We start from the raw sequence: 25,928 nt of genomic DNA on the forward strand, positions 1-25,928 counted from the left end.
CTTTAGCTATTCCCGTTTCAATCATTAACAGAAAACATTCAAACTATTAAAGAAAAACTTTCGAAGTATAAAGGATAAAGTGGGTAGATATAGGGAGAAAAAGTGCTCTTCAGTCTTGGTCTGTCTATCCCAAGCCTTGGGATAGACAGACCAACCCCTGGGATACATGTCCGCAGGCTGGGGATAAACTTTGTGTAACATAACTCCTGAATAGGGATTGTGCAGGCTGTGTTATTCATAATTGGAGGAAAAGAAGTTTCATTGCCTTCCCCGATAAATAGGGCGATACAGAAAAAAGGTGAAGGATGTGCAGGCTGACAGCAGAAAGATTATTTCAGAGAACATAGTTGCCGACAGGTCAAAGCTAAAGATTATTTGTGTATTTTTGCACCGAATTTATTTCGGTAGGATACCTTATGAGAGGCAATACCGGGGGAAAAAGCGCAAAGCAATGAATATAACTGAACTGCAACAATCTTATGCTTCCCATCCCAATGTAGAGGGGGTGTGCAGGCTTCTGAAAGATAACTCTGTCCGTCACCTATATTGCGGAGGTTTATATGCCTCTGCCGCTTCTTTGTTTTCGTCTGTATTGGTTCAGCGGGCTACTTGTCCGCTCGTTTTCATTCTGGGCGATATGGAGGAAGCCGGTTATTTCTATCATGATTTGACGCAGATATTGGGGACAGAGCAGGTATTGTTTTTTCCTTCTTCGTTCCGCCGCGCCATCAAGTACGGGCAGAAGGATGCGGCAAACGAAATACTCCGTACAGAAGTGCTGAGTCGCCTGCAAAAAGGAGAAGAGGGGCTTTGCGTGGTGACCTATCCGGATGCGCTGGCCGAAAAGGTGGTCTCTCGTAAGGAACTGGGAGAGAATACACTGAAACTGCATGCAGGCGAGAGGGTGGATATGAACTTCGTGACGGACGTATTGCGCAGCTACGGTTTCGAATATGTGGACTACGTCTACGAGCCGGGGCAGTATGCCGTTCGTGGCAGTATTATCGACGTCTTTTCCTTCTCTTCCGAATATCCCTTCCGTATAGACTTTTTCGGCGATGAGGTGGAAAGCGTCCGTACCTTCGAGGTGGAAACACAGCTCTCGAAAGAGAAGAAAGAAAGCATCGTGATAGTTCCCGACTTGAGCCATAGCCTGGAAAAAAAGGGAAGCGGCGGCATGGTGTCGTTCCTCGATTTCCTTCCGTCGGACAGCTTGCTTGCCATGCGCGATTTTCTCTGGCTACGCGAACGCATCCAGACCGTGCACGACGAATCGCTTACCCCACAGGCCATCGCCGCCCGTGAGTCGGAGGAGAATGGAGCCATCACGCTGGAAGGCAAGCTGATTGATGGTGGCGAGTTCACCCTGCGCGCCCTCGATTTCCGCCGGATGGAGTTCGGCAACAAGCCCACCGGAACGCCGGATGCTACCATCTCGTTCCATACTACGGTACAGCCTATCTTCCATAAAAACTTCGACATGGTGGCGGAGAGTTTCCGCGAATACCTCTCCCGTCACTACACCATCTACATATGCAGCGACAGCCTGAAACAGACCGACCGCATCCGTGCCATCTTTGAGGACCGTGGAGACAACATATCCTTTACCGCCGTGGAACGGACACTGCACGAAGGCTTTGCCGACGACACTTTACGTATCTGTATTTTTACCGACCATCAGCTGTTCGACCGCTTTCACAAGTATAACTTGAAGAGCGACAAGGCACGCAGCGGCAAGGTGGCCTTGAGCCTGAAGGAGCTGAACCAATTCACCCCCGGCGACTATGTGGTGCATACCGACCACGGTGTGGGGCGTTTTGCCGGACTGGTACGTATCCCCAACGGTGACACCACGCAGGAGGTGATGAAGATTGTCTATCAGAACGAAGATGTGGTGTTTGTCTCCATCCACTCTCTGCACAAGGTTTCCAAGTACAAGGGAAAGGAGGGTGAAGCGCCCCGCCTCAACAAGCTCGGCACCGGAGCTTGGGAGAAGCTGAAAGACCGCACCAAGACGAAGATAAAGGATATTGCCCGCGACTTGATAAAACTCTACTCGCAACGCCGCGAGGAGAAGGGGTTCCAATACAGTTCCGACAGCTTCCTGCAACGGGAGTTGGAAGCCTCCTTCATCTATGAGGATACCCCCGACCAAAGCAAGGCTACTTCCGACGTGAAGGCCGACATGGAGAGTGCCCGTCCGATGGACCGCCTGGTGTGCGGTGACGTGGGCTTCGGCAAGACGGAGGTGGCTGTTCGTGCCGCTTTCAAGGCTGTGGCGGACAATAAGCAGGTGGCTGTACTGGTGCCCACTACCGTACTTGCCTATCAGCATTTCCAGACCTTCAAGGAGCGCTTGAAAGGCTTGCCTTGCCGGGTGGAGTATCTGAGTCGTGCCCGCACCGCTGTTCAGGCAAAGGCTGTAGTGAAAGGGCTTGCCGAAGGGGAAGTGAATATTCTTATCGGTACCCACCGTATCCTGGGAAAAGACGTTAAGTTCAAAGACCTTGGTTTGTTGATTATTGATGAGGAGCAGAAGTTCGGCGTCTCCGTCAAGGAGAAACTCCGCCAATTGAAGGTGAATGTGGATACGCTGACCATGACGGCTACACCCATTCCCCGTACCTTGCAGTTTTCGCTGATGGGTGCGCGCGACTTGAGCGTCATCCAGACACCGCCGCCTAACCGCTATCCCATCCAGACGGAAGTGCACACCTTCAACGAGGAAATCATTGCCGACGCCGTCAATTTTGAGATGAGCCGTAACGGGCAGGTATTCTTCGTGAATAACCGTATTTCCAATCTGGTTGAGTTGAAGGCCATGATAGAGCGGCACATTCCCGACTGCCGTGTCTGTATCGGACACGGACAGATGGAGCCTGCCGAACTGGAGAAGATAATCTTTGATTTCGTCAATTACGATTACGATGTGCTGCTTGCCACTACCATCATCGAAAGTGGCATCGACATACCCAATGCCAATACCATTATCATCAACCAGGCGCAGAACTTCGGCCTCAGTGACTTGCACCAGATGCGCGGACGTGTGGGGCGGAGCAATAAAAAAGCTTTCTGTTACCTGCTGGCACCGCCTTTGTCCTCCCTTACTCCCGAAGCAAAACGACGCCTGCAAGCCATCGAGAACTTCTCCGACCTGGGCAGTGGCATCCACATTGCCATGCAGGACCTTGACATCCGTGGCGCAGGCAATATGCTCGGTGCCGAACAGAGTGGTTTCATTGCCGACCTAGGCTACGAGACGTATCAAAAGATTCTCTCCGAAGCTGTGCACGAACTGAAGACCGACGAGTTTGCCGACCTTTATGCCGAAGAACTGAAAGCAGACGGAGGCGTCATCAGTGGAGAACAGTTTGTCGACGAATGCCAGGTGGAAAGTGACCTCGAACTTCTGTTGCCTGCCGATTACGTGACCGGCAGCAGCGAACGTATGTTGCTTTATCGCGAGTTGGACGGATTGACACTCGACAAGGATGTGGATGTTTTCCGTACCCGCCTCGAAGACCGCTTCGGTCCGATTCCTCCCGAAACGGAAGAGTTGCTGCGCATCGTTCCCTTGCGCCGCCTGGCTGCTCGGCTCGGGGTGGAAAAAGTCTTTCTGAAAGGTGGGCGCATGTCCCTGTTCTTCGTCTCCAATCCGGATAGCCCGTATTATCAGAGCCAGGCATTCGGCAAGGTCATTGCCTACATGATGAAGTACACCCGGCGTTGTGACCTGCGCGAACAGAACAACAAACGGAGTATGCTGGTGAAGGATGTCAGGACGGTGGAAGAAGCTGTCTGTGTGTTGCAGGAGGTAGTGGCAATGCAGGTGGAGGAGTAACTGTTGCCACTCCTGCCACTAACGTCCGAACTGCAAGGCGAATCCCAAATTGAAGAAAGTGATGTTGTTTTTGAACCAGCTATGGTCTACTCCGTCATCATACCCGTCTGTGTTATAAAGTCGTGCATCGGGGTTGGCAAACCAGTCTGCTGTCAGGAAATCACAGCGAATCATACCCGAGAGTTTACGGCTGATGCGGAACTCATAGCCTGCTGCGAAAGTTATTCCACAATATCCTTTATGGAAAAGGTGTCCGTTCCGTTCACCGCGTTTATATGTCCGTTCCTGATAGTTCATATACCCGATGCCGAACGAGAGGAACAGTCCTTGATTCCCGTTGCTCCACAAGGGCCGGTATGTGATGTTGGGGCGTATGCAGTGCAGATGTGCCTTATCCGGCAGGCGTGCCATGCGTAGATAGTCATATTGAAGTCCTGCGGCAAATAGGGGCGTGATGTAGTAGCGGCCTTCTGTCATCAGGTCATATCCCACCCGGTTGCCATTCTTGCTGAAGAAGTCATTACGGTTTCCCTCTACATGAGGTAAGGATACACCGCCACCGAAGATGATACTGTAATTTTGCGGCAGGCATTCGCTTTGTGCCAGCAGACCTGTCGCTCCAATGGGGAGTAGGGATAGGCAGAGGAGGAGGAATCGTTTCATGCAGTTGCTGTGAGTTTCTTGGAAATATCGTATTTTTATCGTTTCCCGTATAGCTTGTCTATCAAATCCGTCCGTCCTATCCGGCGCAGTTCGTTTATGATGTTCCTGCGCTCTTCGGGTTTGTACCAGAAGAAGAATTGGCGTTGAGCCAGTTTCTCGCGCTGCGTTTTGGCACTGAATACCGGTTCCAGCGTATAAGGATGGAAGCCCGTGTACCATGCTTCGGTGGCAACGGTCATGGGAGTAGGGGTAAAGTCTTGCACTTGCTCCAGATGGAAGTCCAGTCGCTTGGTGATGACGGCAAGTTCCGCCATATCTTCCTCCTTGCATCCGGGATGGCTGCTGATGAAATAAGGAATAAGCTGCTGGCGTAGTCCTTCTTCATGGTTAATCCTGTCGAATATCTTCTTAAACTCACCGAACTGGCTGAACGGAGGCTTGCGCATGATGTTGAGCACGCGGTCTGACGTATGCTCCGGTGCTACCTTCAGGCGACCGCTGACATGGCGGGCAATGAGTTCGCGGGTATATTCCTGCGTACTTTTGTTAGTGTTCGGGTCCTTGCTCTGGTGCAGCAGCAGGTCATAGCGTATACCGCTGCCAATGAAGGACTTCTTGATGCCGGGCAGGGCATCTACGGCATGATAGATGTCGAGCAGCGGACGGTGGTCCGTATTCAGGTTGGGGCATACCTTGGGGTAGATGCACGACGGGCGTTTGCATTTCCTGCAGACGGCCTCATCCCGTCCCTTCATGCGGTACATATTGGCCGACGGGCCTCCCAAATCGCTCAAATAACCCTTGAAGTCTGGCAGCTCCGTGATGGCTTTCACCTCTTTCAGAATGCTCTCCTTGCTGCGGCTTACGATGAATTTGCCCTGGTGTGCGGAGATGGTGCAGAAGGCACATCCTCCGAAACATCCGCGATGCAGGTTGACGGAGAACTTTATCATGTCGTATGCCGGAATACGTTTTCCCTTGTATTTGGGATGGGGCAGGCGCGTGTATGGCAAGTCGAAAGAACGGTCGAGTTCAGCTTCCGTCAAAGGGGGATAGGGAGGATTGACTACTACCGTCAGCTTGCCGCTCTTTTGCAAGATGCGGGATGCTGTATATTTGTTGCTTTCCTCCTCGATATGACGGAAGTTGGCAGCTTCTTTCTTTTTATCTTTCAGACATTCTTCATGGGAAAAGAGGGTGATATCCCCTTCTTGTACCACTACTTCCTTGTCAAGGTAAACCATTTGGGGAATATCGGCGATGAGCTTTTTGAAGCTTGGGGCGTCCATCTGTGTCTGTTGGCGTTTCAGCCTTTCCGCAAGTTCCACCACCGGTTTCTCTCCCATACCGTAGATGAGTGAGTCGGCTCCGCTGTCGAGGAGGATGCTGGGGCGTACACGGTCCTGCCAATAGTCATAGTGCGTCAGGCGGCGCATGCTTGCCTCGATGCCGCCCAGTACGACGGGGACATCGGGGAATAGCTTCTTTAATATCTGGGTATATACAATGGAAGGGTACTCCGGACGCATATCCGGACGTGCATCCGGGGTATAGGCGTCATCACTGCGCAAGCGTTTGTTGGCAGTATATTTGTTGACCATCGAATCCATACAGCCGGGACTGATGCCGAAGAACAGACGGGGACGTCCCAGTTTTTTGAAGTCGCGCAAGTCGTCGCGCCAGTTGGGTTGGGGGATGATGGCTACGCGCAATCCTTCTGCTTCGAGGATGCGGCCTATGACGGCGGCTCCAAAAGAAGGGTGATCCACGTAGGCGTCACCGCTGAAAAGTATTACATCCAATTCGTCCCAACCACGCAGTTCCACTTCTTTCTTGGTAGTAGGAAGCCAGTCTGTAAGGCGATATTCTTTCATTTGCACATTAAAAACTGTAATGTCATCCGTTCTCCGTCGTAAATCTCACGGAAGCCTATCTGCTGCTCGGAAAGATACTCTTTCATGTCATTGAAGGCAGCAGCGTCGTCCATGATGATTTCCAGCTTCTCGCCTTTTCCGGCCTCGCACATGGCTTTGATGGCAGGGATTAAAGGGCTGTAATGCTGTTGTCCGCAGGTGTCGATGGTTTTCATTTATTCTTCTTCTATGGTGTCTTGTTGGGAAAGCCATTGCAGATAGAGCTTGATGAGCTGTTGTAGTCCGAAGGCCTTCATGTTGTTGTGATAGATAACGTCGATACAGAGGTCGAGCAGGTCTTTGCTGTCTTCCTCTTGCGAGGCGATGAGGGAGCGGATGTTCAGTTTCAACTTGTCGAGCACGGTTTCGTCCACAATACCGTTGCTGTCGATGAGATGGCGGAAGAGGCCGTATTTCTCGATGGTGGCAAGATTCTCTTCAGAAACTTCTAAACTACGGGTTCCGCTGGGGTTGGCTTGTATAGTGTACATGATGTTTAATGTTTAGTGGTTAATGTTTAATGATTAATGGAAGCAAAGATAGTTTTTTCACTACAGATTACACAGATTTTCACAGATTATTTATAGGGATTGCTATTTTGTCTGTGTTAATCTGTGTAATCTGTGGTGAGAAAGCGGAGTATGGATGCCATAATTACATTTCTGGATGTTTCTTCCCGGATGCTTTCAAAAGGGAATCCCATGACAAAAGTGCGATAATCACTGCCTTGATAGGCTACGGCGGCGGGTGTGTTGCCGATGGCATAGGTCATGACTGGAAAAGCGGGAGACATGGGCAGGATGCAATCAGGGGAAGTGACCGGATAGCTTTGCTCATTCGGCAGGCGGGGAAGGGTGAAGGTATGCCCCAGTCCCCGGACAGCGATTTTGTCCCCGTCTGTTTTCAGAGAGTTGCCATGCCGGTACTTCAAGATATTCTGAATAAATTCTTTATTGCCCTGCGAGCTGTCCATATCGGTGCCTACGTAGGCACCGCTGACCAGGAGATGACCTCCCGACTGGCAATAGGAAGTCAGTATGCGCTGCATGGGCGAGGAGAATGTTTTGTAGTAGGTATTGCGTGCCGGATTGCTGGAATTGTCTTCTTTCTCAAGTCCGAGGATATAGTCCACTATCGGATAATCCTCCAATGAGAGGATGCCCTTTTCCACAGCCTCGTCGCTGCATGAGACGAAGCTGTAATTTCCGGCTGCCTGGATGGCTTTGCCATGTACGAAGGGGTAATCGAAAGTGTTTCCGATGATTTTCATGCCTTCGTATTCGTCACTGCTCTCTCCCAGACGTCGTCCTGCTTCCTTTCGGCTGAAATTCTGCTGGGCGCCGCAGAGGGAGATGTCATAGAGATAGGGTACGCCGGGATCTTGTGACAGGTCGAAGCCTGCCGCATCGGGGGTGTCTATAACGGCAGGCCCGCTGATGCGGTCGAATCCGTTGACGATAAGTATCTGTCCTTTTTCACGCTTTGCCTTGTAGGCGGCAAGAATTTCCGAAGGGAAGCTTTCGCCACCCCGGTTTACAGCGGTTACTTTAAAGGAATAGACGATGCCCGGTTCTATTTTTACGGTATGGGATGGGGAGCTGACGCGTACGCCATTGTCAAATCCTCCACGACCGATACGTGTATATACAATGTATTCACGTGGCTTGGCAGTCGGCTCCAACGGGTCTTCCTCTCCTTGCCAGGAAAGCTCTAAAGTATTCTTCTTTTGACCGAAGCGGATGGCAAAGTGGCTGACGGGAAGGGGTTGGACAACGTAGTCTTTGCCGTGCTGGCTGCATATGTATTGCAGAATGGCTTTATAGAGCGCACGCCCGACGGTGAACTTGAAGTTAGGGTCATGTCCCAAGCGCATATCTGCGAAGTTCTGGTGCGACAACAGTTCTACGATGGTGGAAGGGACGGCGGGCAGGCGTGTTTCACTGTAGTTGCGGTTCCATAGGCTGCGGCGTGTCCAGTCTACGTTGAAGGTAGAGCGGATATCACGCTGCAACTGCGTTAGCAGAATGTCCGAAAGGTCACGGGAGGCATGGCGGTCTGTACCGGCATGCAGTCGGCCGTTGTTGAAGTTGGTGGTATAAATGCCGAGAGTGCCTATAATCTCATCTTCCTTACTGAAACCGGCATCGCTATGCAGGGCCATACTCATTTCAAAGGGGATGCCCAAACCTTCTTCCGTTGGGTTGGATAGTGATTTTCCTGCAAGGTAATTCACTGTACGGGAACGTACGTTGATGTCGTCGTTCATATCATTCTTTCCCTCATAGCCTCCATAGACGGGATAGGGCATACCTGCCCATTGGGCAAAGTAGCGTGCGCCTTCCAGGTATCTGGGCAAGCCGCTGGTTTGTCCCCCGCGGGCAATGTTGCCCATGCCCCCTCCAAAGCGGACGGCATCGGCACAGACCACGCCTTTCTCTTTGCTTTCGTTGCTCAATACCACCATGCCGTAGTCGTTCCGGCCTTTGTCAAAAGTGAATGTGCCGAGGTACACCCATGTGCCGCTTCCTATTTGCTGGTTCACCTTGAACTCCGTGACGCCTCCATTGTGAAATACAAGATATTTGGCATCGCTTACGCTGCCCGGCAGTGTTTGGTAAGATACGTATACAGCATATTCTCCCGTTTCCGGAATATCGGGTACCCATTCGGCAAAAGCCTTGTCTTTCTTCTTTTCAGTTTTGGCAAAGCGTGCCGTGCCGGAGAGGAAAGGGTTTTCATTGTCTTGATAGACTCGTTTCCGTTGGGCAAATCCGGGTCGGGAGGTCTGTTCCCAACGTGCTTTCCGGCTTTTCACGTCCAGATAAAGGGAACCTTGTCCTCCATGTCCGCTCAGGCTACCGTCATTGTCTACGATGACTTCCTGCTTCTGCGTGTCCCTTTCGCGGGGAGTGAATACATTGGCTCCTGCATTCTCTAGCATGGGCAGGAGGTAGGGCAGGATGAAGGATTGGGTGAACTGGTCTTCTGTAGTGCAGAACAGCCTCGGGCGTTGCCATCCCCATTTGTCCTTGTCATTGATATAATATTTCCCGTGGCTTTGCCAAAGGGCGATGTGGCGTCCTTCCAGTCCGCGGGTGATGTCGTAGGGGCGCGAGGTACGGGTTACCCAGGGGGTACCTTTGTATTCCAGGTGGCTGAACAGACGTGCCTTGTCTTTCTTCCCTTTCCGGTAGAGGTTGGGGATAAGCTCTTCGATGCTCTTCCCGTCAGCAAAGACGGTGAGGTCGAAATAGTTCACCGGTCCTGGCAGGATTTGTCCCAGATGGCGGTAAATGGCATCAACGGTTTCAGGCCGTAGAGGCTGGTAGGCAAAGCGCTCGTTTGTATAGACAAGCAATTTCTTCTTCCGGAAGTCAATGCGGAAACTATCCAGCTTGCAGGTACCGATGTTGGCCGTATGGGTGGTGTATTCCCTAAAGAATGTCTGGAGGCGTTCTTCCACATTCTGCTCTAGTTCTTGTGCCGGAAGGAGGAATCCACACAAGAGCCATATGCCGGTTAGGATAAGTTTTTTCATACTGATGAAATATTGAAGTTGCCAATATCTGCTTTTACCAGACGGTGGTGCGTGCAAAAGTACATAAAAGAAAGCTTCACTGATGAGCGGGTTACTTTCTTTTTATTATTTTGCAGACATATAAGTAAGTCTTAAGAATTAAAAAGCATTAATCGGCAATCTTTTTCAGTTCTGTCAGTTCCGTAACTTTGTCCGGATAGAGGATGGCGTTGTGCGCAGCCATTTGAGCTGCTTTCTTATGGATTGGGTCCATTCCTTCGGGAGAATATGGGTTTTCTGTTACATTCTGATGGGTCAATGCCTCAAACCATGTGCAGGCAGCTGTATATCTGCCTATGGTTAAGTCAAGGTGGTATCCGTCCCTATTCATATGGTCGCCGATAAAGGAGGTACGTGCATTTTGTATGGCGGTTCCCGAAGGGATAATTTTCTTGATACCCACCAGGTTGGCGGCTTTCTTTACTGCATCCACAATGCTGGTGTACATTTTCATTTGGTTCTGGTCATAGTTTTTGAATCCGGTGTGGTTGGCATTGGTAGCATAAGCCCATGTCTGGTGCACCATTAATACGGTTTCCTTTCCAATTCGTTCCCTGATATAGTTAACCAATTCAGGTAGGGAAGCTTTGTAGCTGTCATAGATACCAGACAAAGGGCTGGCCTGCTGAACACTGATATAGTCCCATTTCTCATCGGCCAGTGCTTTCTCAATAGTCATTGACCGGGTTTCTGTTTTTTCCCCGTCTTTCTCTACTTTGCGATAGGCATAGGCCGGAGCGTTGTTGCGTATGTTTTGCACGTGCCGTTCCAGTGAACATCCTCCGATAAACATATTGCCGATAATCATGGTGATACCTTCAGCTTCTCCCAGTTCGTGCAAATATTGCTCTACTGCATCTTGTGAAAAGCTGTTGCCTATTGCCAATACTTTGATGGTGTCGTTATTGGCATGGTATCCATTTGCAAACAATGTAAATGGCGTGAGTAGGAATAAAATGACAAGGATGTTGATAGCATACTTTTTCATAATGGTGTTTGTTTTTAAGTTTTGTCGTTTCGATAAATAAGTAACAAAATTATTTGATTGTTTTTATATCTGCAAATATTCCTTGGGAATATAAGAAGGCTGAGACATGAAAAAATGAGATGCATTGCCGGAGCAATACATCTCATCCTATTGTTAATATTTTATCCGTTTATAGCGGAATGTATTCCACAAAGGCTTCCATCGCCTCATAGGAAGCAAGTCCGAGGCTGTCATACAAGGCAGCTGTTCCGCGGTTACGGTCCTCGCTGCGTTGCCAGAACAGACGTTCGTCATTGCCCAGGAACGGTGCGCTTTCCATCTGCGATTGATGCTTCAGGATAGAGTTACGCTTGGCACGCAGTTCTTCCGGGCTGATGGGCACAGCCATCTCGATGTTTTCGATTTCCCATTCGGCCCATGCACCGCGGTACATCCAGATGCGGCATTCCTTCAACCATTTGGCACCTTCTTCTTTTTCCAAGTCAATGGCGGCAAATACGGCGTCCGTACAAACACGGTGTGTGCCGTGCGGGTCGGCCAGGTCGCCGGCAACGAAAATCTGATGGGGTTTCACTTCACGCAATAGGTTGCGTACAATTTCCACGTCTGCTTCGCTGATAGGATTCTTCTGTATCTTGCCCGTTTCGTAGAATGGCAGGTCAAGGAAATGACAGTGATCCAGAGGGATATTATTGTATGTACATGCAGTGCGTGCCTCGCCACGGCGAATCAGTCCCTTGATGGTCAAGATGTCGCGTGTATCCATGTCACCGTCTTTCTTCTCCTTCAAGTATTTACGGATTTCAGTATATTTGTCATTGATGACCTGGTCTTCGCTGTTGTTGAAGATTTGGTTGAACCCGTTGATGAAGTGCAGGAAGCGGATAACTTCTTCATCGCCTACGGCAATGTTACCGGAAGTTTCGTAAGCCACATGCACGTCATGTTTCTGCTCTACCAGACGACGGATGGTGCCTCCCATGGAGATAACGTCATCATCGGGATGCGGAGAAAATACGACCACACGTTTTGGATAGGGCTTTGCACGCTCAGGACGATAGGTGTCGTCAGCATTCGGCTTGCCGCCCGGCCATCCGGTGATGGTATGTTGCAGGTCATTGAATATCTTGATGTTCACGTTATAGGCTGAGCCGAACAATGCCAGCAGTTCGCTCAGACCGTTTTCGTTGTAGTCCTTGTTGGTCAGTTTCAGAATGGGTTTTCCGGTGAGTTGGCACAACCAGACGATGGCACTGCGGATGAGCTTGTCGTTCCATTCGCAGGAGGTTACCAGCCAGGGGCGTTGGATACGCGTCAAATTGGCGGCGGCAGACAAGTCGATAGCTACATGTGCATTGTTGTGAGTCTGCAGATAAGATGCAGGGATAGTATCTGTTACCGGACCTTCAACGCATTCTTTCACCTTTTGCGCTTTCTCCTCACCCCATGCCAGCAGATATATTTTCTTTGCCGAGAGGATGGTGGCTACTCCCATGGTGATGGAGCTGATGGGGGTATTTTCAATGCTACCGAACATCTTGGAAGCTTCATTGCGGGAGTCGTTGTCCAGCAATATCAGACGAGTGGTAGAGTTCAGGCGTGAACCCGGTTCATTGAAACCTATATTACCTACACGGCCAATGCCCAGCAAAGCGATGTCTAAGCCACCGAAACTTTCAATGCGCTGCTCGTAAAGACGGCAATATTCAAAGATGGCGTCTTTGGCGATGGTGCTGTCGGGGGTGAAAACATTCTGTTTGTCAATGTCCACATGGTCTATCAGCATTTCCTTCAATGCGTTGAAGTTGCTGTTGATGGCATTGGGAGCTAATGGATAATATTCGTAGAGGTTGAATATGACTACGTTGCGGAAACTTAATCCCTCTTCCTGGTGCATACGTACCAAGTCTGCATATACATTGCGCGGAGAGTTACCGCCTGCCAGTGCCAAGACACAGAAACGTCCCGCCTTTTGCTTGTCACGGATTAACTGTGCAATGTCAAGGGCAATCTGGTTGGCGCCTTCTTCCGCAGACTCATAAATATCTGTCGGGATTTTTTCCAGTCGGGTCAATACCGACCGTTCAAATGCATTCTCAGGTCTATAGTACCTGGGGGAGACTCTGTTGAGAGTGATTTGAGAGCTTAGATTGGTTTTCATAAAATTTATTATTAATAAATGATTAAGTATTGAACTGTTCTTTCAATCAACAAATATACGAAAAACAATGTTCATCCGCATATTGCTGAAGATTAATTAAGAAATACTGGTCGTCCCATATCTCATATGGGTTTTGACGGTTGTACGGAAAGTGTCTTCGGTCATTCCATAAAGTCACGGCCAACCGCCACCGTGAGTATGGATTTTACGTTGGGTCAACATAGGATTTAGGGGTTAGAATTATTAAATTAATCATGTTGTCGCTTTGACATTGTTTCGAAGGACAAAAATAGGTACTTTTTGGAGAAGATGTACTCCTTCTTTTGGGTATTTTCATTAAATACTCTAAAAAAGAGGATTTGGTGCATTTTGTATAATGTCTCGTTCGTTTGGGGTATAAGTGAGGATAATCATATAAAAATAGACCATTCATCGCACTTTTTGTCGTTTGGGTTTGTTATATTTGTGTGTGTTTATAAACTCTAAAATATCAATGTATGAAAAGCTGGAAAGTAGAAGCAGCCATCATAGCCGTGGGGCTGCTTTTGTTGGGAATCATGGTAAAAGGCGGTATCAACAATTTTGTGAATAAGGACCGTGTGGTCAGTGTGAAAGGGCTGGCCGAAATGGAAGTGCCTGCCGACAAGGTAGTCTGGCCTCTTGTCTACAAAGACATAGGTAATGACCCTGCACTGCTTTATGCCAATATGGAGAAGAAAAACACTGCCGTCGTGAGTTTCCTTGAAAACAACGGTATTGAGAAGGAGGAAATCAGTATTGCACCGCCCGAAGTGATTGACATGCAGGCCGAACGTTACGTTGACCGCAACGTGGCCTATCGTTATAATGCCACGTCTGTCATCACTGTCACTTCCAAGAATGTGGATAGGGTGCGTAAGCTCATGTCGGGGCAGGCTGAACTCTTGAAGCAGGGTATTGCCATCACGGGAGGGGATTATAAATATAATGTGTCTTATGAATTCACCGGTCTCAACGAAGTGAAGCCCAGAATGATAGAGGAGGCCACGAAGAACGCTCGTGCTGCAGCCGAGAAGTTTGCCAAGGATTCGGACAGTGAACTGGGGAAAATCCGCAATGCCTCGCAAGGGCAGTTCTCCATAAGTGACCGCGATGCCTATACTCCTTATATAAAAAGCGTACGTGTAGTGACTACTGTGAACTATTATTTGAAGAAATAACGAACTCGTCCGCATCTTTCCAAGCGGGAAACTTTAGCCTGAACTCCTGCAGGGAGGAAAGGTTGAGGGAGGCGGTGGCAATCGCCTCTTCGTTGTCGGGCACAGTGGCAAGCACTTCCCCCTTCGGAGAGTAGACCACACTGCCTCCGCTGTGTGGAATGTCTCTGCCGTCCTTGCCGATACGGTTGACACCGCAGACATAACTGATGTTTTCCAGCGCGCGCGCTTGCAGCAGGATGTCCCAGACTTTCCGGCGGGGAATGGGCCAGTTGGCGACGTAAATCAGGAGGTCGTATTCATTGCTCGTATTGCGGCTCCAGACCGGGAAACGAAGGTCATAGCATACAAGCAGCAGTATATTCCAGCCGCGATATCGGATGATGGGACGCCGGTTGCCGGGGGTGAAATGTTCTGTCTCGTGCCCCATCCGGAAGAGGTGGCGTTTGTCGTAATAGTAAGCATTGCCTTCGGGCGTAAGGAAGAATGCGCGGTTGTAGTAGGATGGCTTTCCGCCTTCCGAGGCTGTTTCGCAGGCAATATAGCTGCCGGCAAGAGCAAGCCGGTACTCTTCGGACCATTGGCGCAGTGTTGCGATGGTTTCTCCCGTTGTGGGTTCGGCCAAGCTGGCGGTGTCCATACTAAAGCCGGTGGAGAATGTTTCCGGTAAAACAACAATCTCCGTTGTTCCACGAAGAGTTTCTAACTTCTCGCGGAGACGACGGAGATTTTCTTGTTTATTTTCCCAGACGATGTCTGTTTGCAAGATGCTTATTCGCATGGCATTAATGCTTAATACCTGATTAGATATTTCCTAAATCAAAATTTTCGGGATTTTTTCCTTTAAAGTTCTTGAAGTACAGTTTTATCTCGCGCATATCCTTTTCGATGTCTCCGGTAGGCATGACAGCCTTGGTAGAGGAGATGGTCTTGGAAGGATAATCAATCCCGATAAGCATGATGGGCACTTGTGCTTTAAGTGCTATGTAATAAAAACCTTTCTTCCAGTTGGGATTGGCTTTACGGGTTCCTTCCGGTGTAATAGCCAGGTGGAAATGCTTGCTGTTTGCAAACTTTTCGGTCATTTGGTCCACTAAGGAAGATTTACGTCCCCGGTTCACCGGAATGCCGCCAACGGCTTTGAATATCAGTCCCAGAGGAAAAAAGAACCATTCCTTTTTCATCATGAAACTGGTCTTGCGGCCGATGGCACCATAAAACAATTTACCGATAAATAAGTCCCAATTGGAAGTATGGGGTGCCGCACAAATTACACATTTGTCGTAGTCGGGCACCGTCACGTTTGTCTTCCAGCCCAGCAGGCGATAATAAATGAAGCTATAAAAGGCTTTCTTCATCTTATTTCAGTTTGCCCATTGCGTCAATAATTTCGTCTACTTTTGCATTGAAGTCAGCACGAAGTTTTTTGTAGAAACCTTTTACATTTCCTGGCTCGGTGTGGCTGATGCGGCTTATGAATTCATCTTGCATTTTCAGAATTTCAGCCATCAGTTCATCGGCTTTTTGTTTGTCTGTTCCAGGCACATATAAGCTGTTTACAAGACACTCTGTGAACAATTCACCTGCAATATAGTTTATATTCTTCTTTAGTTCTTTTCTACTTGCCATAATCTTTACGTTTAAAATGAATAATCTGAATTATTTTCGGTAAAGATAATGTTTTTCTTTGTTAGTGTAGAGCAAAAAAGGGTTTTTATGTGTTTTTAATTTAGTAGTTTTGTGGAATTATTCCACAAACTGTGGACACATTCCACAGGGAAAAATGGAGGATGCCACCATGAATAAAGAACTGCCGTCTGCTTTTCTGCTTGATATATAGTTTGTTAGACGTAATGGATGAGATGGTGATAGATTGGCATCGGATTTGCTTTAATAGAAAGAAACAGGGTTAAATTTAATATACAAACAAGCATGAGACAGTCTTTTACGAAAAAAGAATTGAAACTAAAGAAGAAGAGGTTGCTGATGATGGTTGCCTGCATGGCGGTATTGTTGGCAGGTTACGTTATTCTGACTTGGCCTAAGAAGGTGGAATCGGAAGCTCCTACCGTGATTGTGGAATCTGCGGAAAAAGGAGATGTGGAGATATATGGCGAGTACGTGGGACGTATTCGCGCTCAGCAGTTTGTAGAGGTACGTGCGCGTGTGGAAGGGTATTTGGAGAATATGCTTTTCGCAGAAGGAACATATGTCACCAAGAACCAGGTACTTTTTGTGATAAACCAGGACCAGTATAGGGCAAAGGCTGACAAAGCTCGTGCACAGTTAAAGAAGGATGAAGCGCAGGCATTGAAGGCAAAGCGCGATTTGGAGCGTATCCGCCCCCTCTATGCGCAGAACGCTGCCAGCCAGCTGGATTTGGACAATGCCCAGGCTGCTTACGAGACTGCAGAAGCCTCAGTAGCGATGAGCCAGGCCGATTTGGACCAGGCTGAATTGGAATTGGGATATACGTTGGTCCGTTCTCCGCTATCGGGACATATCAGTGAAAGAAATGTGGATTTGGGAACATTGGTCGGACCGGGAGGCAAGTCCTTGCTGGCTACGGTTGTGAAAAGTGATACGGTTCTGGTAGATTTCAGCATGACGGCATTGGATTACCTGAAAAGCAAGGAACGGAATATCGATATAGGGCGTCAGGACTCTACACGTTCCTGGCAGCCGAACATTACGATTACTTTGGCGGATAATACCGTCTATCCTTATAAGGGCTATGTGGATTTTGCCGAACCTCAGGTGGACCCTCAGACCGGAACATTCTCCGTACGTGCAGAAATGCCGAATCCTGACAGAGTGTTGTTGCCGGGGCAGTTTACAAAGGTGAAGCTGTTGCTGGATGTACGTGAGGGTGCTGTCGCCGTTCCTCAAAAGGCAGTTACCATTGAGAAAGGTGGTGCATATATTTTTGTGATGCGCCGGGACTCTACGGTTGAAAAGCGTTTCATTGAGTTGGGACCTGAATTTGGCAACAATTGGGTGGTTGAACGTGGTCTGGCTGCCGGAGAACAAATTGTGACGGAAGGTTTCCACAAGCTGACTCCGGGTATGAAAGTACGTGCCCAGGTTGCCGTTCCTAAAAAGGAGGAAGAACAGACGAGTGATTCTCTGAACAAGCAGGTTGTTTCCGAAACGAAGCAGACTACTCCGACTGAGAATAAATCAAAGGACAACAACCCTTCAAAGTAATGATGTTATGAAAGTAAGTTTCTTTATAGACCGCCCGGTATTCTCGGCGGTGATATCGATTGTGATTGTAATTGTCGGTATCATTGGCCTGACCATGCTGCCGGTAGACCAATATCCGCAGATAACGCCTCCCGTAGTGAAAATCAGTGCTTCCTATCCGGGAGCCAGTGCATTGACTGTTTCGCAGGCGGTGGCAACCCCTATCGAGCAAGAGATAAACGGTACTCCCGGTATGCTGTACATGGAGTCCAACAGTTCTAATTCCGGAGGATTTTCAGCTACGGTCACTTTCGACGTGTCTGCCGACCCGGATTTGGCTGCCGTAGAAATACAGAACCGTGTGAAACTGGCGGAGAGCCGTTTGCCAGCCGAAGTGATTCAGAACGGTATTTCTGTGGAAAAGCAGGCTCCCAGCCAGTTGATGACCATCTGTCTGACTTCCAGTGACCCGAAGTTCGACGAAATTTATTTGAGTAACTTTGCTACTATCAATGTACTCGACTTGTTGCGCCGTATCCCCGGTGTTGGACGTGTTTCCAACATTGGCAGTCGCTACTATGCCATGCAGATATGGGCGTTGCCCGACAAACTTGCCAACTTCGGACTGACGGTGCAGGATTTGCAGAATGCCCTGAAGGACCAGAACCGTGAGTCTGCTGCGGGTGTTTTGGGACAACAGCCGGTGAAGGGACTCGACATTACTATCCCTATCACTACCCAGGGACGCTTAAGTTCGGCAAAGCAGTTTGAGGACATTGTGGTCCGTGCCAATGCCAACGGTTCCATTATCCGTCTGCGCGATGTGGCGCGTGTTTCATTGGAAGCATCTTCATATAGCACAGAGAGTGGCATCAACGGTGAGAATGCTGCCGTTCTCGGTATCTATATGCTTCCCGGGGCCAATGCAATGGAAGTTGCAAAGAGCGTAAAGGCTGCTATGGAGGAAATCAGTGCAAATTTCCCTGAGGGGATGAGTTATGAGATTCCCTTCGACATGACGACTTATATTTCCGAATCCATTCACGAAGTGTACAAGACGTTGTTCGAAGCGCTGATTCTGGTGGTGCTGGTTGTATTTCTATCCTTGCAAAGTTGGCGTGCGACGGTGATACCGATTGTTGCGGTACCTATTTCCCTGATTGGTACCTTCGGTTTCATGCTTATTTTCGGTTTCTCTCTGAACATACTGACTTTGCTTGGATTGATTCTCGCCATCGGTATTGTGGTGGATGATGCCATTGTGGTGGTGGAGAATGTAGAACATCTTATGGAGACGGAGAAATTGAGCCCGTATGAAGCTACCAAAAAGGCGATGAACGGATTGGCAAGTGCCTTGATTGCCACATCGTTGGTGCTCTGTGCCGTGTTTGTGCCAGTAAGTTTCTTGAGCGGAATCACCGGACAGTTATACCGTCAGTTTACCATTACTATCGCCGTTTCCGTATTGCTTTCTACGGTAGTGGCCCTGACGCTTAGTCCCGTCATGTGTTCGCTCATATTGAAGCCCGACAGTGGAAAGAAAAAGAACATAGTTTTCCGCAAAATCAATGAATGGCTGAACTTGGGCAATCACAAATACGTGGCTGTCATTAACCGGGTCATCAGGAATCCCCGCCGCTTGATGAGTGCGTTCGGCCTGGTACTGGTTGCCATTTTCATTATCCACCGGTTGGTGCCTACCAGCTTCCTGCCGGTAGAAGACCAGGGCTATTTTAAGATAGAGTTGGAGTTGCCGGAAGGTGCTACTTTGGAGCGAACCCGTGTGGTGACCGACCGTGCCGTGCAATACTTGGAGAAGAATCCCTATGTGGCCTATGTGCAGAACGTGACGGGTAGCAGCCCCCGTGTGGGTAGCAACCAGGCACGCAGTGAGCTGACGGTTATTCTGAAACCGTGGGAAGAGCGTAAGGGGATTTCCATCGATAAGATAATGGAGAATGTGGAGAAGGATTTGAAGGAATATCCCGAATGCAAGGTCTATCTTTCCACGCCTCCGGTCATTCCGGGATTGGGTACCTCGGGAGGTTTCGAAATGCAGCTTGAGGCGCGTGGAGAGGCGACGTTTGACAACTTGGTGCAGGCGGCAGATACGCTGATGTATTATGCCCAGAAGCATAAGGAGCTGACGGGGCTTTCATCATCCTTGCAGTCTGAAATACCGCAACTTTATTTTGATGTGGACCGTGATAAGGTGAAAATGCTGGGTGTGCCCCTGGCGGATGTATTCTCTACCATGAAGGCCTATACCGGTTCAGTATATGTGAATGACTTCAATATGTTCAACCGTATATATAAGGTGTATATCCAGGCCGAGGCTCCTTATCGTGAGCATAAGGACAATATCAACTTGTTCTTTGTAAAGGCAAAAGACGGAGTGATGGTGCCGCTTACTTCCTTGGGAAATGCCTCTTATACCACCGGTCCGGGCAGTATCAAGCGTTTCAATATGTTTACCACTGCCGTCATCCGCGGTTCTGCGGCACAAGGCTACAGTTCCGGCCAGGCAATGGAGATTATGGAGCAGATTGCACGTAACCACTTGCCGGACAATATCGGTCTGGAGTGGAGTGGCCTTTCCTATCAGGAAAAGAAGGCGGGAGGACAGACGGGTCTTGTGCTTACGCTGGTATTCCTTTTCGTATTCCTCTTTTTGGCTGCGCAATATGAAAGTTGGACGGTGCCTATCGCTGTATTGCTTTCACTGCCGGTTGCCGCTTTGGGTGCCTATCTGGGCGTTGTGATATGCGGATTGGAGAATGATATTTATTTCCAGATCGGCTTGGTGATGCTGGTGGGGCTTGCGGCAAAGAATGCCATTTTGATTGTGGAGTTTGCCAAGGTGCAGGTTGACAAGGGAGGAGACTTGATACAGTCTGCCATCCATGCTGCCCAACTCCGTTTCCGGCCTATCCTGATGACTTCCCTCGCCTTTGTATTGGGAATGCTTCCTATGGTGTTGGCAAGCGGACCGGGCTCGGCGAGCCGTCAGGCCATCGGTACGGGTGTTTTCTTCGGAATGATATTTGCCATTGTATTCGGTATTGTGCTTGTACCGTTCTTCTTTGTCCTGGTATACAAGACAAAAGCCAAAGTGCAGCATAAGATTAAGAAAGACTGATTTTAAAGACAACGTTTATGAAAAGAAAGAACATATATATTATTTTGTTGCTGAGTATGTTTGCCCTTACCTCATGCAAGGTGGGCAAGAGCTATGTGCGTCCGGAGATGGCATTGCCGGATAGCCTGGCACAGCAGCAGGATAGCATGAGCATAGCCGATGAACAGTGGCAGGCAGTTTATACGGACAGCACGCTGCGTGCTTTGATAGACCGTGCTCTGGAATATAACAAAGACATGCTGATTGCAGCTTCCCGTGTCAAGGAGATGGCTGCCCAAAAACGTATCAGTGTTGCCAACCTTCTGCCGCAGCTCACCGGAAAGGTGGAGGCTGAGCGCGAGGTGGAGATTTACGGTGGTCATAGCCGTGATGTAGGCAATACTTACGAAGCCAAGGCGTTGCTCTCTTGGGAACTGGACCTTTGGGGAAACTTGAGATGGAAAAAAGTGGCTGCTGTGGCCGAATATTTGCAAAGTGTGGAGGCGCAGCGTGCGTTGCGCATGACCATCGTTGCCGAAGTGGCGCAGGCTTATTATGAGCTGGTAGCCCTTGATACGGAACTGGAGATTGTGCGCCAGACACAAAAGGCGCGTGAAGAGGGAGTGCGCTTGGCGCGTATCCGTTTTGAAGGAGGGCTGACCTCGGAGACCTCTTATCAACAGGCTCAAGTGGAGTTGGCTCGTACGGCTACTCTTGTTCCGGATTTGGAACGCCGTATCTCTCTGAAAGAAAATGATATATCCTTCCTTGTGGGGGAATTCCCTACCCGTATCAAGCGTGTCAATTTTCTGCAGGAACTGGATGTGCCGGAGTCCTTACCGGTAGGTCTGCCTTCGGATTTGTTGGAACGTCGCCCCGATGTCCGTGCGGCAGAGCAGCAGTTGAAGGCTGAACATGCCAGAGTGAAAGTTGCTTATACCAATATGTTCCCCCGTCTGGCCCTGACCGGACAATTTGGATTGGAAAGTGATGTGTTGTCCAATTTTCTGGAATCCCCCTATTCCTTATTGAATGGGGCGGTCTTGGCACCGCTTTTCGGTTGGGGAAAGAACCGTGCTGCATTGAATGCACAGAAGGCTTCTTTTGAAGCCGAAGTGCATAGCTATGAAAAGACAGTGCTGAATGCTTTTAAGGAAGCGAAGAATGCCATTGTGGATTTCAATAAGATAAAGGAGGTCTACCAACTGCGTGCCAAACTTGAACGTTCTGCCAAGGGATATGTGGATTTGGCACAGTTGCAATACATCAACGGCGTCATCAATTATATGGATGTGCTCGATGCCCAGCGTGGTTATTTCGATGCCCAAATAGGGGTGAGCAATGCCATCCGCGACGAACTTATTGCCATGGTAAATGTCTATAAGGCATTGGGGGGTGGCTGGCAAACCGAATGACGTGTGATTAAAGAAGACAGCAAGGGCGTGTATGTATCGAAATATTTGATGGTATATACACGCCCTTGTTCTATAATTGGCTTATTTCATCTAGGATTCTGTATTTAGAGTCTCCTTGTTTTCTTTCTTTTCCTTTGCCTTTTCTACTTCAAGAGCTACGTTTACGGCATTCATGCCTTTAAGGCCACGTTCGAGGTCGAACGTCACAATATTGTTTTCTGCTATATCTGTCAGCACATTATTAATGTGGAAAAAGTATTTTTCGACCCCGGATAAGTCCTTGATGAAGCCGAAGCCTTTCGATTCATTGAAAAACTCGATACGTCCTCTGCGGATGACCGGTTCTTCCTTGTCTTTTTTGGGAGTTGATATGACGATTTCTTCCAGCTTTATTTCTTCTTTGGGAGTGTTTTCTGCCGGAGGAGTAGAGGTTATCATGCCGTTTTCGTCAACATAGGCAATCATATCTTCAAAGCTATTGGCTTTGTTGGATAGTTTTTTTTCTTCTTTCTTTTTTTGTTTTTCAGCTCGTCGGGCGAGTCTTTTCTTTTCATTTTCACGCTTGTCTGCGGAGATGGATTTGGCCATGTATTTTTATTTATTGAGTTATAAAAAAAGCAGGGGGTATTGCTACAACACCTCCTGCTTTTGTCAGTAGTTAAGAATATTAATATCTTCTAGAGTTGTAACCGCCTCTTCTGTCGCGATTGCCGCCATTGGAAGGTCTTTCTTCGCGGGGGCGTGCCACGTTTACCGAGATTTGTTTGTGGTCAAATTCAGCACCGTTCAATTCGTCAATGGCTTTTTGGCCTGCTGCATCGTCCGGCATTTCTACGAAACCGAAACCTCTGGATCTTCTTGTTTCTCTGTCTGTAATGATTCTTGCAGAAGAAACTTCTCCGTACTCTGAAAATAAATCGTTTAAGTCAGCGTCTGTTGTGCTGAAATTTAAACCTGAAATGTAAATGTTCATTTGAAATTTTAATTAATTGTAATTATTAAATTGGAGTATGGAGAATAATTATGGAAGAGACCGCCTAATAATAGTTGTATATTAAAAGAAGAACAATGCGATAACGACTCGTAACTCAAACTTTGCGGCAAAGATAACACAATAAATCAGTTAATTGCTTTCTTCTCCTTTTTATTTTAGGATAAAAAACGATAAATGTCATTTTATACATTATTTCGGCCTCTCGTTTGCATATCTTACGAAAAAAAGCGAAATTTGCGACGCTTTTAAACGGAACTTTACTAACACCTTTAAATAATTAAGAGAAATGACTAAAAGTGCATTGCAAATTGCAAGGGCTGCCTATCAGCCCAAACTTCCGAAAGCGCTGAAAGGAACTGTTAAGGCTGCAGAAGGCGCAGCTACTCAGTCTGTTGCTGACCAGGAAGAAATCAAGAAATTGTTCCCCAATACGTACGGAATGCCTTTGATTAAGTTTGAAACTACCGATGAGGTGGTTAACTTCCCCGCAATGAACGTGGGTGTTATCCTTTCCGGTGGACAGGCTCCTGGCGGTCACAATGTGATTTCCGGTATTTTCGACGGTATCAAGAAGCTGAACAAAGACAGCAAATTGTATGGCTTTATTCTGGGTCCTGGCGGCTTGGTTGACCATAATTATATGGAACTGACTGCTGACATCATTGATGAATACCGCAATACGGGTGGTTTTGACATCATCGGTTCGGGCCGTACCAAGCTGGAAAAGGAAGAACAGTTTGAGAAAGGTTATGAAATCCTGAAAGAACTCGGCATCAAGGCATTGGTTATCATCGGTGGCGATGACTCCAACACTAATGCTTGCGTACTGGCTGAATACTATGCTGCCAAGAATTATGGCGTGCAGGTAATAGGTTGCCCCAAGACCATCGACGGTGACTTGAAGAATGATATGATTGAAACTTCTTTCGGTTTCGATACTGCTTGCAAGACTTACTCTGAAGTAATCGGCAACATCCAACGTGACTGTAACTCTGCTCGTAAATACTGGCACTTCATCAAGTTGATGGGACGTTCCGCTTCTCATATCGCTTTGGAATGTGCATTGCAGGTTCAACCCAATATGTGTATCATCTCTGAAGAGGTTGAAGCTAAGGATATGTCTTTGGACGACATCGTGACCAGCATTGCCAAGGTCGTTGCTGAACGTGCAGCCCAGGGTAACAACTTCGGTACGGTTCTTATCCCCGAAGGATTGGTTGAATTCATCCCGGCCATGAAGCGTCTGATTGCTGAGTTGAACGACTTCCTTGCTGCCAATGCAGAAGAGTTTGCTCAAATTAAGAAATCTCACCAACGCGATTATATCATCCGTAAACTCTCTCCGGAGAATGCGGTCATCTACGCAAGCTTGCCCGAAGGCGTGGCTCGCCAGTTGTCTCTGGACCGCGACCCGCACGGAAACGTACAGGTATCTCTGATTGAAACAGAAAAGTTGCTGTCCGAAATGGTTGGCACTAAGCTGGCTCAGTGGAAAGAAGAGGGCAAGTTCGTAGGCAAGTTTGCTGCACAGCACCACTTCTTCGGTTACGAAGGACGTTGCGCTGCTCCGTCTAACTTCGACGCTGACTACTGCTACTCTTTGGGTTATGCAGCATCTGCATTGATTGCTAACGGAAAGACCGGTTACATGTCTTCTGTACGCAACACTACTGCTCCTGCCGAAGAATGGATTGCAGGCGGTGTGCCCATCACTATGATGATGAACATGGAACGTCGCCACGGTGAAATGAAGCCAGTTATCCAGAAGGCTCTGGTGAAGCTGGACGGTGCTCCGTTCAAGGCATTCGCTGCTCAGCGTGACCGTTGGGCTATGGAAACAGACTACGTTTATCCAGGCCCTATCCAGTACTTCGGTCCGACAGAAGTTTGCGACCAGGCTACGAAGACTTTGCAGCTGGAGCAGGCTAAATAAGTTGATGCATCAACAAGTTGACAATAAAACGGAGGGGCGGTTCATTCCGCCCTTTCTTTTCCTTTGCTCATGGCAACCAAGACCTCCACAAATATCCGGCGTAAAACTACTGCCGCCCGTCGTTCTTCCTCTCCGCGGAGCAAGAAGAAAATGCAGCCACGTACCATGCCCGTATGGTTGCGCAATCTTTTGGCGGTCTGTATCATTCTTGTTTTTTCTACCGGCTTTTACTGGTTTTTCATTCGTCCTTATGCTTATCGCTGGAAGCCTTGTTATGGTCAGAAAGGTTACGGTGTATGTATGCCTTGCAACTATGAGGTGCATGGCATAGACATATCCCACTATCAGGGAAAGATAGATTGGGAACTCCTGACACATAATAGAGAAGCCCAATTTCCCATTCACTTTATTTTTCTGAAAGCTACCGAAGGCGGCGATCATGGTGACGATACGTTTACGCAGAACTTCGGCCAGGCGCGTAAATACGGTTTTATCCGTGGTGCCTATCATTATTTTATCCCTAAGACCGATGCCCGCAAGCAAGCCGATTTCTTTATCCGTACCGTGCAGCTGGCAAAGGGAGACCTGCCTCCCGTACTTGATGTGGAGACTACCGGCAAGCAGTCACCGCAGGAACTTAAAACGGCAGTCAAGACTTGGCTGGATAGGGTAGAGGCGCATTACGGCGTAAAGCCTATTCTTTATACTTCCTATAAATTCAAGAAACGCTATCTCAGCGATTCCATTTTCAATGCTTATCCTTATTGGATAGCCCATTATTATGTAGATTCCGTGCGTTATGAGGGCAAGTGGCACTTTTGGCAGCACACGGATGTAGGCACTGTGCCCGGTATTGAAGAAGAGGTGGATTTGAACGTCTTTAATGGTACAATGGAGGAACTTTTGGAGCTTACGTTGAAAACTCCTTGTATAGAACGCTAAA

Annotated in this window: 19 protein-coding genes; 7 read left to right on the forward strand and 12 right to left on the reverse strand. The window is 48.4% G+C overall.

Translation table 11 applies throughout. The annotated features are described in order from the left end of the window. Positions 1-451 precede the first annotated feature (451 nt). Entirely contained in the window at positions 452-3,841 is a 3,390-nt protein-coding gene (gene mfd, locus DW896_RS06540; RefSeq protein WP_009036808.1) for a transcription-repair coupling factor, read from the forward strand. A gap of 18 nt (positions 3,842-3,859) precedes the next feature. Here the strand turns inward: mfd and DW896_RS06545 are convergent, their stop codons facing one another. From DW896_RS06545 to DW896_RS06575, 7 genes are all read right to left on the reverse strand, one after another. Beyond that, entirely contained in the window at positions 3,860-4,504 is a 645-nt protein-coding gene (locus DW896_RS06545) for a hypothetical protein (RefSeq protein WP_005826687.1), read from the reverse strand. A 35-nt stretch (positions 4,505-4,539) separates the two neighbouring features. After that, a complete protein-coding gene (locus DW896_RS06550) occupies positions 4,540-6,378 on the reverse strand; it encodes a YgiQ family radical SAM protein (protein ID WP_009036809.1) in 1,839 nt (612 codons plus the stop codon). Next, on the reverse strand, positions 6,375-6,593 hold the full coding sequence (locus DW896_RS06555; RefSeq protein ID WP_005826683.1) for a sulfurtransferase TusA family protein: 219 nt from the start codon (positions 6,591-6,593) through the stop codon (positions 6,375-6,377). The genes DW896_RS06550 and DW896_RS06555 overlap by 4 nt, the downstream gene beginning before the upstream one ends. After that, complete coding sequence (locus DW896_RS06560) at positions 6,594-6,908, reverse strand: hypothetical protein (protein ID WP_009036810.1); 315 nt, start codon at positions 6,906-6,908, stop codon at positions 6,594-6,596. It abuts the gene before it with no gap. Between the two features lie 116 nt (positions 6,909-7,024). Continuing rightward, a complete protein-coding gene (locus DW896_RS06565) occupies positions 7,025-9,955 on the reverse strand; it encodes a xanthan lyase (protein ID WP_009036811.1) in 2,931 nt (976 codons plus the stop codon). 148 nt (positions 9,956-10,103) lie between these two features. After that, positions 10,104-10,982 (reverse strand): DUF4886 domain-containing protein, encoded by an 879-nt coding sequence (locus tag DW896_RS06570; RefSeq protein ID WP_009036812.1) that lies wholly within the window; start codon positions 10,980-10,982, stop codon positions 10,104-10,106. A 169-nt stretch (positions 10,983-11,151) separates the two neighbouring features. Next, the gene (locus tag DW896_RS06575) at positions 11,152-13,143 is read right to left on the reverse strand and encodes a glucosamine-6-phosphate deaminase (RefSeq protein WP_005826674.1); all 1,992 of its coding nucleotides are present in this window, start codon (positions 13,141-13,143) and stop codon (positions 11,152-11,154) included. Positions 13,144-13,640: 497 nt separating this feature from the next. Here DW896_RS06575 and DW896_RS06580 point away from each other — a divergent pair, with 497 nt between their 5' ends. After that, a complete protein-coding gene (locus DW896_RS06580; protein ID WP_009036813.1) occupies positions 13,641-14,342 on the forward strand; it encodes an SIMPL domain-containing protein in 702 nt (233 codons plus the stop codon). Here DW896_RS06580 and DW896_RS06585 read toward each other — a convergent pair. Genes DW896_RS06585 through DW896_RS06595 form a run of 3 tightly spaced genes read right to left on the reverse strand, consistent with a single transcriptional unit; the run spans position 14,314 to position 15,968 of the window. Further along, positions 14,314-15,120, reverse strand: a complete 807-nt coding sequence (locus tag DW896_RS06585; RefSeq protein ID WP_009036814.1) for an amidohydrolase — start codon at positions 15,118-15,120, stop codon at positions 14,314-14,316. The genes DW896_RS06580 and DW896_RS06585 overlap by 29 nt on opposite strands. Positions 15,121-15,142: 22 nt before the next feature. Next, positions 15,143-15,697 (reverse strand): 1-acyl-sn-glycerol-3-phosphate acyltransferase, encoded by a 555-nt coding sequence (locus tag DW896_RS06590; protein WP_005826663.1) that lies wholly within the window; start codon positions 15,695-15,697, stop codon positions 15,143-15,145. 1 nt (position 15,698) lies between these two features. After that, entirely contained in the window at positions 15,699-15,968 is a 270-nt protein-coding gene (locus DW896_RS06595; protein WP_005826660.1) for a hypothetical protein, read from the reverse strand. A gap of 303 nt (positions 15,969-16,271) precedes the next feature. On the opposite strand from DW896_RS06595, the gene DW896_RS06600 reads away from it, so the two are divergent. The 3 genes from DW896_RS06600 to DW896_RS06610 are packed head-to-tail and all read left to right on the forward strand — an operon-like array spanning position 16,272 to position 22,058. Next, entirely contained in the window at positions 16,272-17,546 is a 1,275-nt protein-coding gene (locus tag DW896_RS06600) for an efflux RND transporter periplasmic adaptor subunit (protein WP_009036815.1), read from the forward strand. Positions 17,547-17,553: 7 nt separating this feature from the next. Beyond that, entirely contained in the window at positions 17,554-20,664 is a 3,111-nt protein-coding gene (locus tag DW896_RS06605) for an efflux RND transporter permease subunit (RefSeq protein ID WP_005826654.1), read from the forward strand. 17 nt (positions 20,665-20,681) lie between these two features. After that, positions 20,682-22,058, forward strand: a complete 1,377-nt coding sequence (locus tag DW896_RS06610) for an efflux transporter outer membrane subunit (protein ID WP_009036816.1) — start codon at positions 20,682-20,684, stop codon at positions 22,056-22,058. 90 nt (positions 22,059-22,148) lie between these two features. On the opposite strand, the gene DW896_RS06615 is transcribed toward DW896_RS06610, so the two are convergent. Next, positions 22,149-22,646, reverse strand: coding sequence for a cold-shock protein (locus DW896_RS06615; protein ID WP_005826650.1), 498 nt, complete (start codon positions 22,644-22,646; stop codon positions 22,149-22,151). 79 nt (positions 22,647-22,725) lie between these two features. After that, positions 22,726-23,031, reverse strand: a complete 306-nt coding sequence (locus tag DW896_RS06620) for an RNA-binding protein (RefSeq protein WP_005826648.1) — start codon at positions 23,029-23,031, stop codon at positions 22,726-22,728. 307 nt (positions 23,032-23,338) lie between these two features. Here DW896_RS06620 and DW896_RS06625 point away from each other — a divergent pair, with 307 nt between their 5' ends. Together DW896_RS06625 and DW896_RS06630 are read left to right on the forward strand one after the other, a co-directional pair. Continuing rightward, positions 23,339-24,985, forward strand: a complete 1,647-nt coding sequence (locus DW896_RS06625) for a diphosphate--fructose-6-phosphate 1-phosphotransferase (protein WP_117652474.1) — start codon at positions 23,339-23,341, stop codon at positions 24,983-24,985. A gap of 69 nt (positions 24,986-25,054) precedes the next feature. After that, positions 25,055-25,927 carry a glycoside hydrolase family 25 protein gene (locus DW896_RS06630; RefSeq protein ID WP_005836022.1) on the forward strand — a complete coding sequence of 291 codons (873 nt, stop codon included), beginning with the start codon at positions 25,055-25,057 and terminating at the stop codon, positions 25,925-25,927. Position 25,928: the final 1 nt, after the last annotated feature.

Origin of the sequence: Bacteroides sp. AM41-16, assembly GCF_003603495.1 — a bacterium.
In the GTDB taxonomy this organism is placed as follows: Bacteria; Bacteroidota; Bacteroidia; order Bacteroidales; family Bacteroidaceae; genus Bacteroides; species Bacteroides uniformis.

Bases quoted from the DNA above. Each gene is read 5' to 3' on its own strand.
- DW896_RS06580 (WP_009036813.1), top strand. From the start codon at position 13,641: ATGAAAAGCTGGAAAGTAGAAGCAGCCATCATAGCCGTGGGGCTGCTT.
- DW896_RS06600 (WP_009036815.1), top strand. From the start codon at position 16,272: ATGAGACAGTCTTTTACGAAAAAAGAATTGAAACTAAAGAAGAAGAGG.
- DW896_RS06545 (WP_005826687.1), bottom strand. From the start codon at position 4,504: ATGAAACGATTCCTCCTCCTCTGCCTATCCCTACTCCCCATTGGAGCG.
- DW896_RS06550 (WP_009036809.1), bottom strand. From the start codon at position 6,378: ATGAAAGAATATCGCCTTACAGACTGGCTTCCTACTACCAAGAAAGAA.
- DW896_RS06610 (WP_009036816.1), top strand. From the start codon at position 20,682: ATGAAAAGAAAGAACATATATATTATTTTGTTGCTGAGTATGTTTGCC.
- DW896_RS06590 (WP_005826663.1), bottom strand. From the start codon at position 15,697: ATGAAGAAAGCCTTTTATAGCTTCATTTATTATCGCCTGCTGGGCTGG.
- DW896_RS06585 (WP_009036814.1), bottom strand. From the start codon at position 15,120: ATGCGAATAAGCATCTTGCAAACAGACATCGTCTGGGAAAATAAACAA.
- mfd (WP_009036808.1), top strand. From the start codon at position 452: ATGAATATAACTGAACTGCAACAATCTTATGCTTCCCATCCCAATGTA.
- DW896_RS06595 (WP_005826660.1), bottom strand. From the start codon at position 15,968: ATGGCAAGTAGAAAAGAACTAAAGAAGAATATAAACTATATTGCAGGT.
- DW896_RS06555 (WP_005826683.1), bottom strand. From the start codon at position 6,593: ATGAAAACCATCGACACCTGCGGACAACAGCATTACAGCCCTTTAATC.
- DW896_RS06625 (WP_117652474.1), top strand. From the start codon at position 23,339: ATGACTAAAAGTGCATTGCAAATTGCAAGGGCTGCCTATCAGCCCAAA.
- DW896_RS06560 (WP_009036810.1), bottom strand. From the start codon at position 6,908: ATGTACACTATACAAGCCAACCCCAGCGGAACCCGTAGTTTAGAAGTT.
- DW896_RS06570 (WP_009036812.1), bottom strand. From the start codon at position 10,982: ATGAAAAAGTATGCTATCAACATCCTTGTCATTTTATTCCTACTCACG.
- DW896_RS06615 (WP_005826650.1), bottom strand. From the start codon at position 22,646: ATGGCCAAATCCATCTCCGCAGACAAGCGTGAAAATGAAAAGAAAAGA.
- DW896_RS06565 (WP_009036811.1), bottom strand. From the start codon at position 9,955: ATGAAAAAACTTATCCTAACCGGCATATGGCTCTTGTGTGGATTCCTC.
- DW896_RS06620 (WP_005826648.1), bottom strand. From the start codon at position 23,031: ATGAACATTTACATTTCAGGTTTAAATTTCAGCACAACAGACGCTGAC.
- DW896_RS06630 (WP_005836022.1), top strand. From the start codon at position 25,055: ATGGCAACCAAGACCTCCACAAATATCCGGCGTAAAACTACTGCCGCC.
- DW896_RS06575 (WP_005826674.1), bottom strand. From the start codon at position 13,143: ATGAAAACCAATCTAAGCTCTCAAATCACTCTCAACAGAGTCTCCCCC.
- DW896_RS06605 (WP_005826654.1), top strand. From the start codon at position 17,554: ATGAAAGTAAGTTTCTTTATAGACCGCCCGGTATTCTCGGCGGTGATA.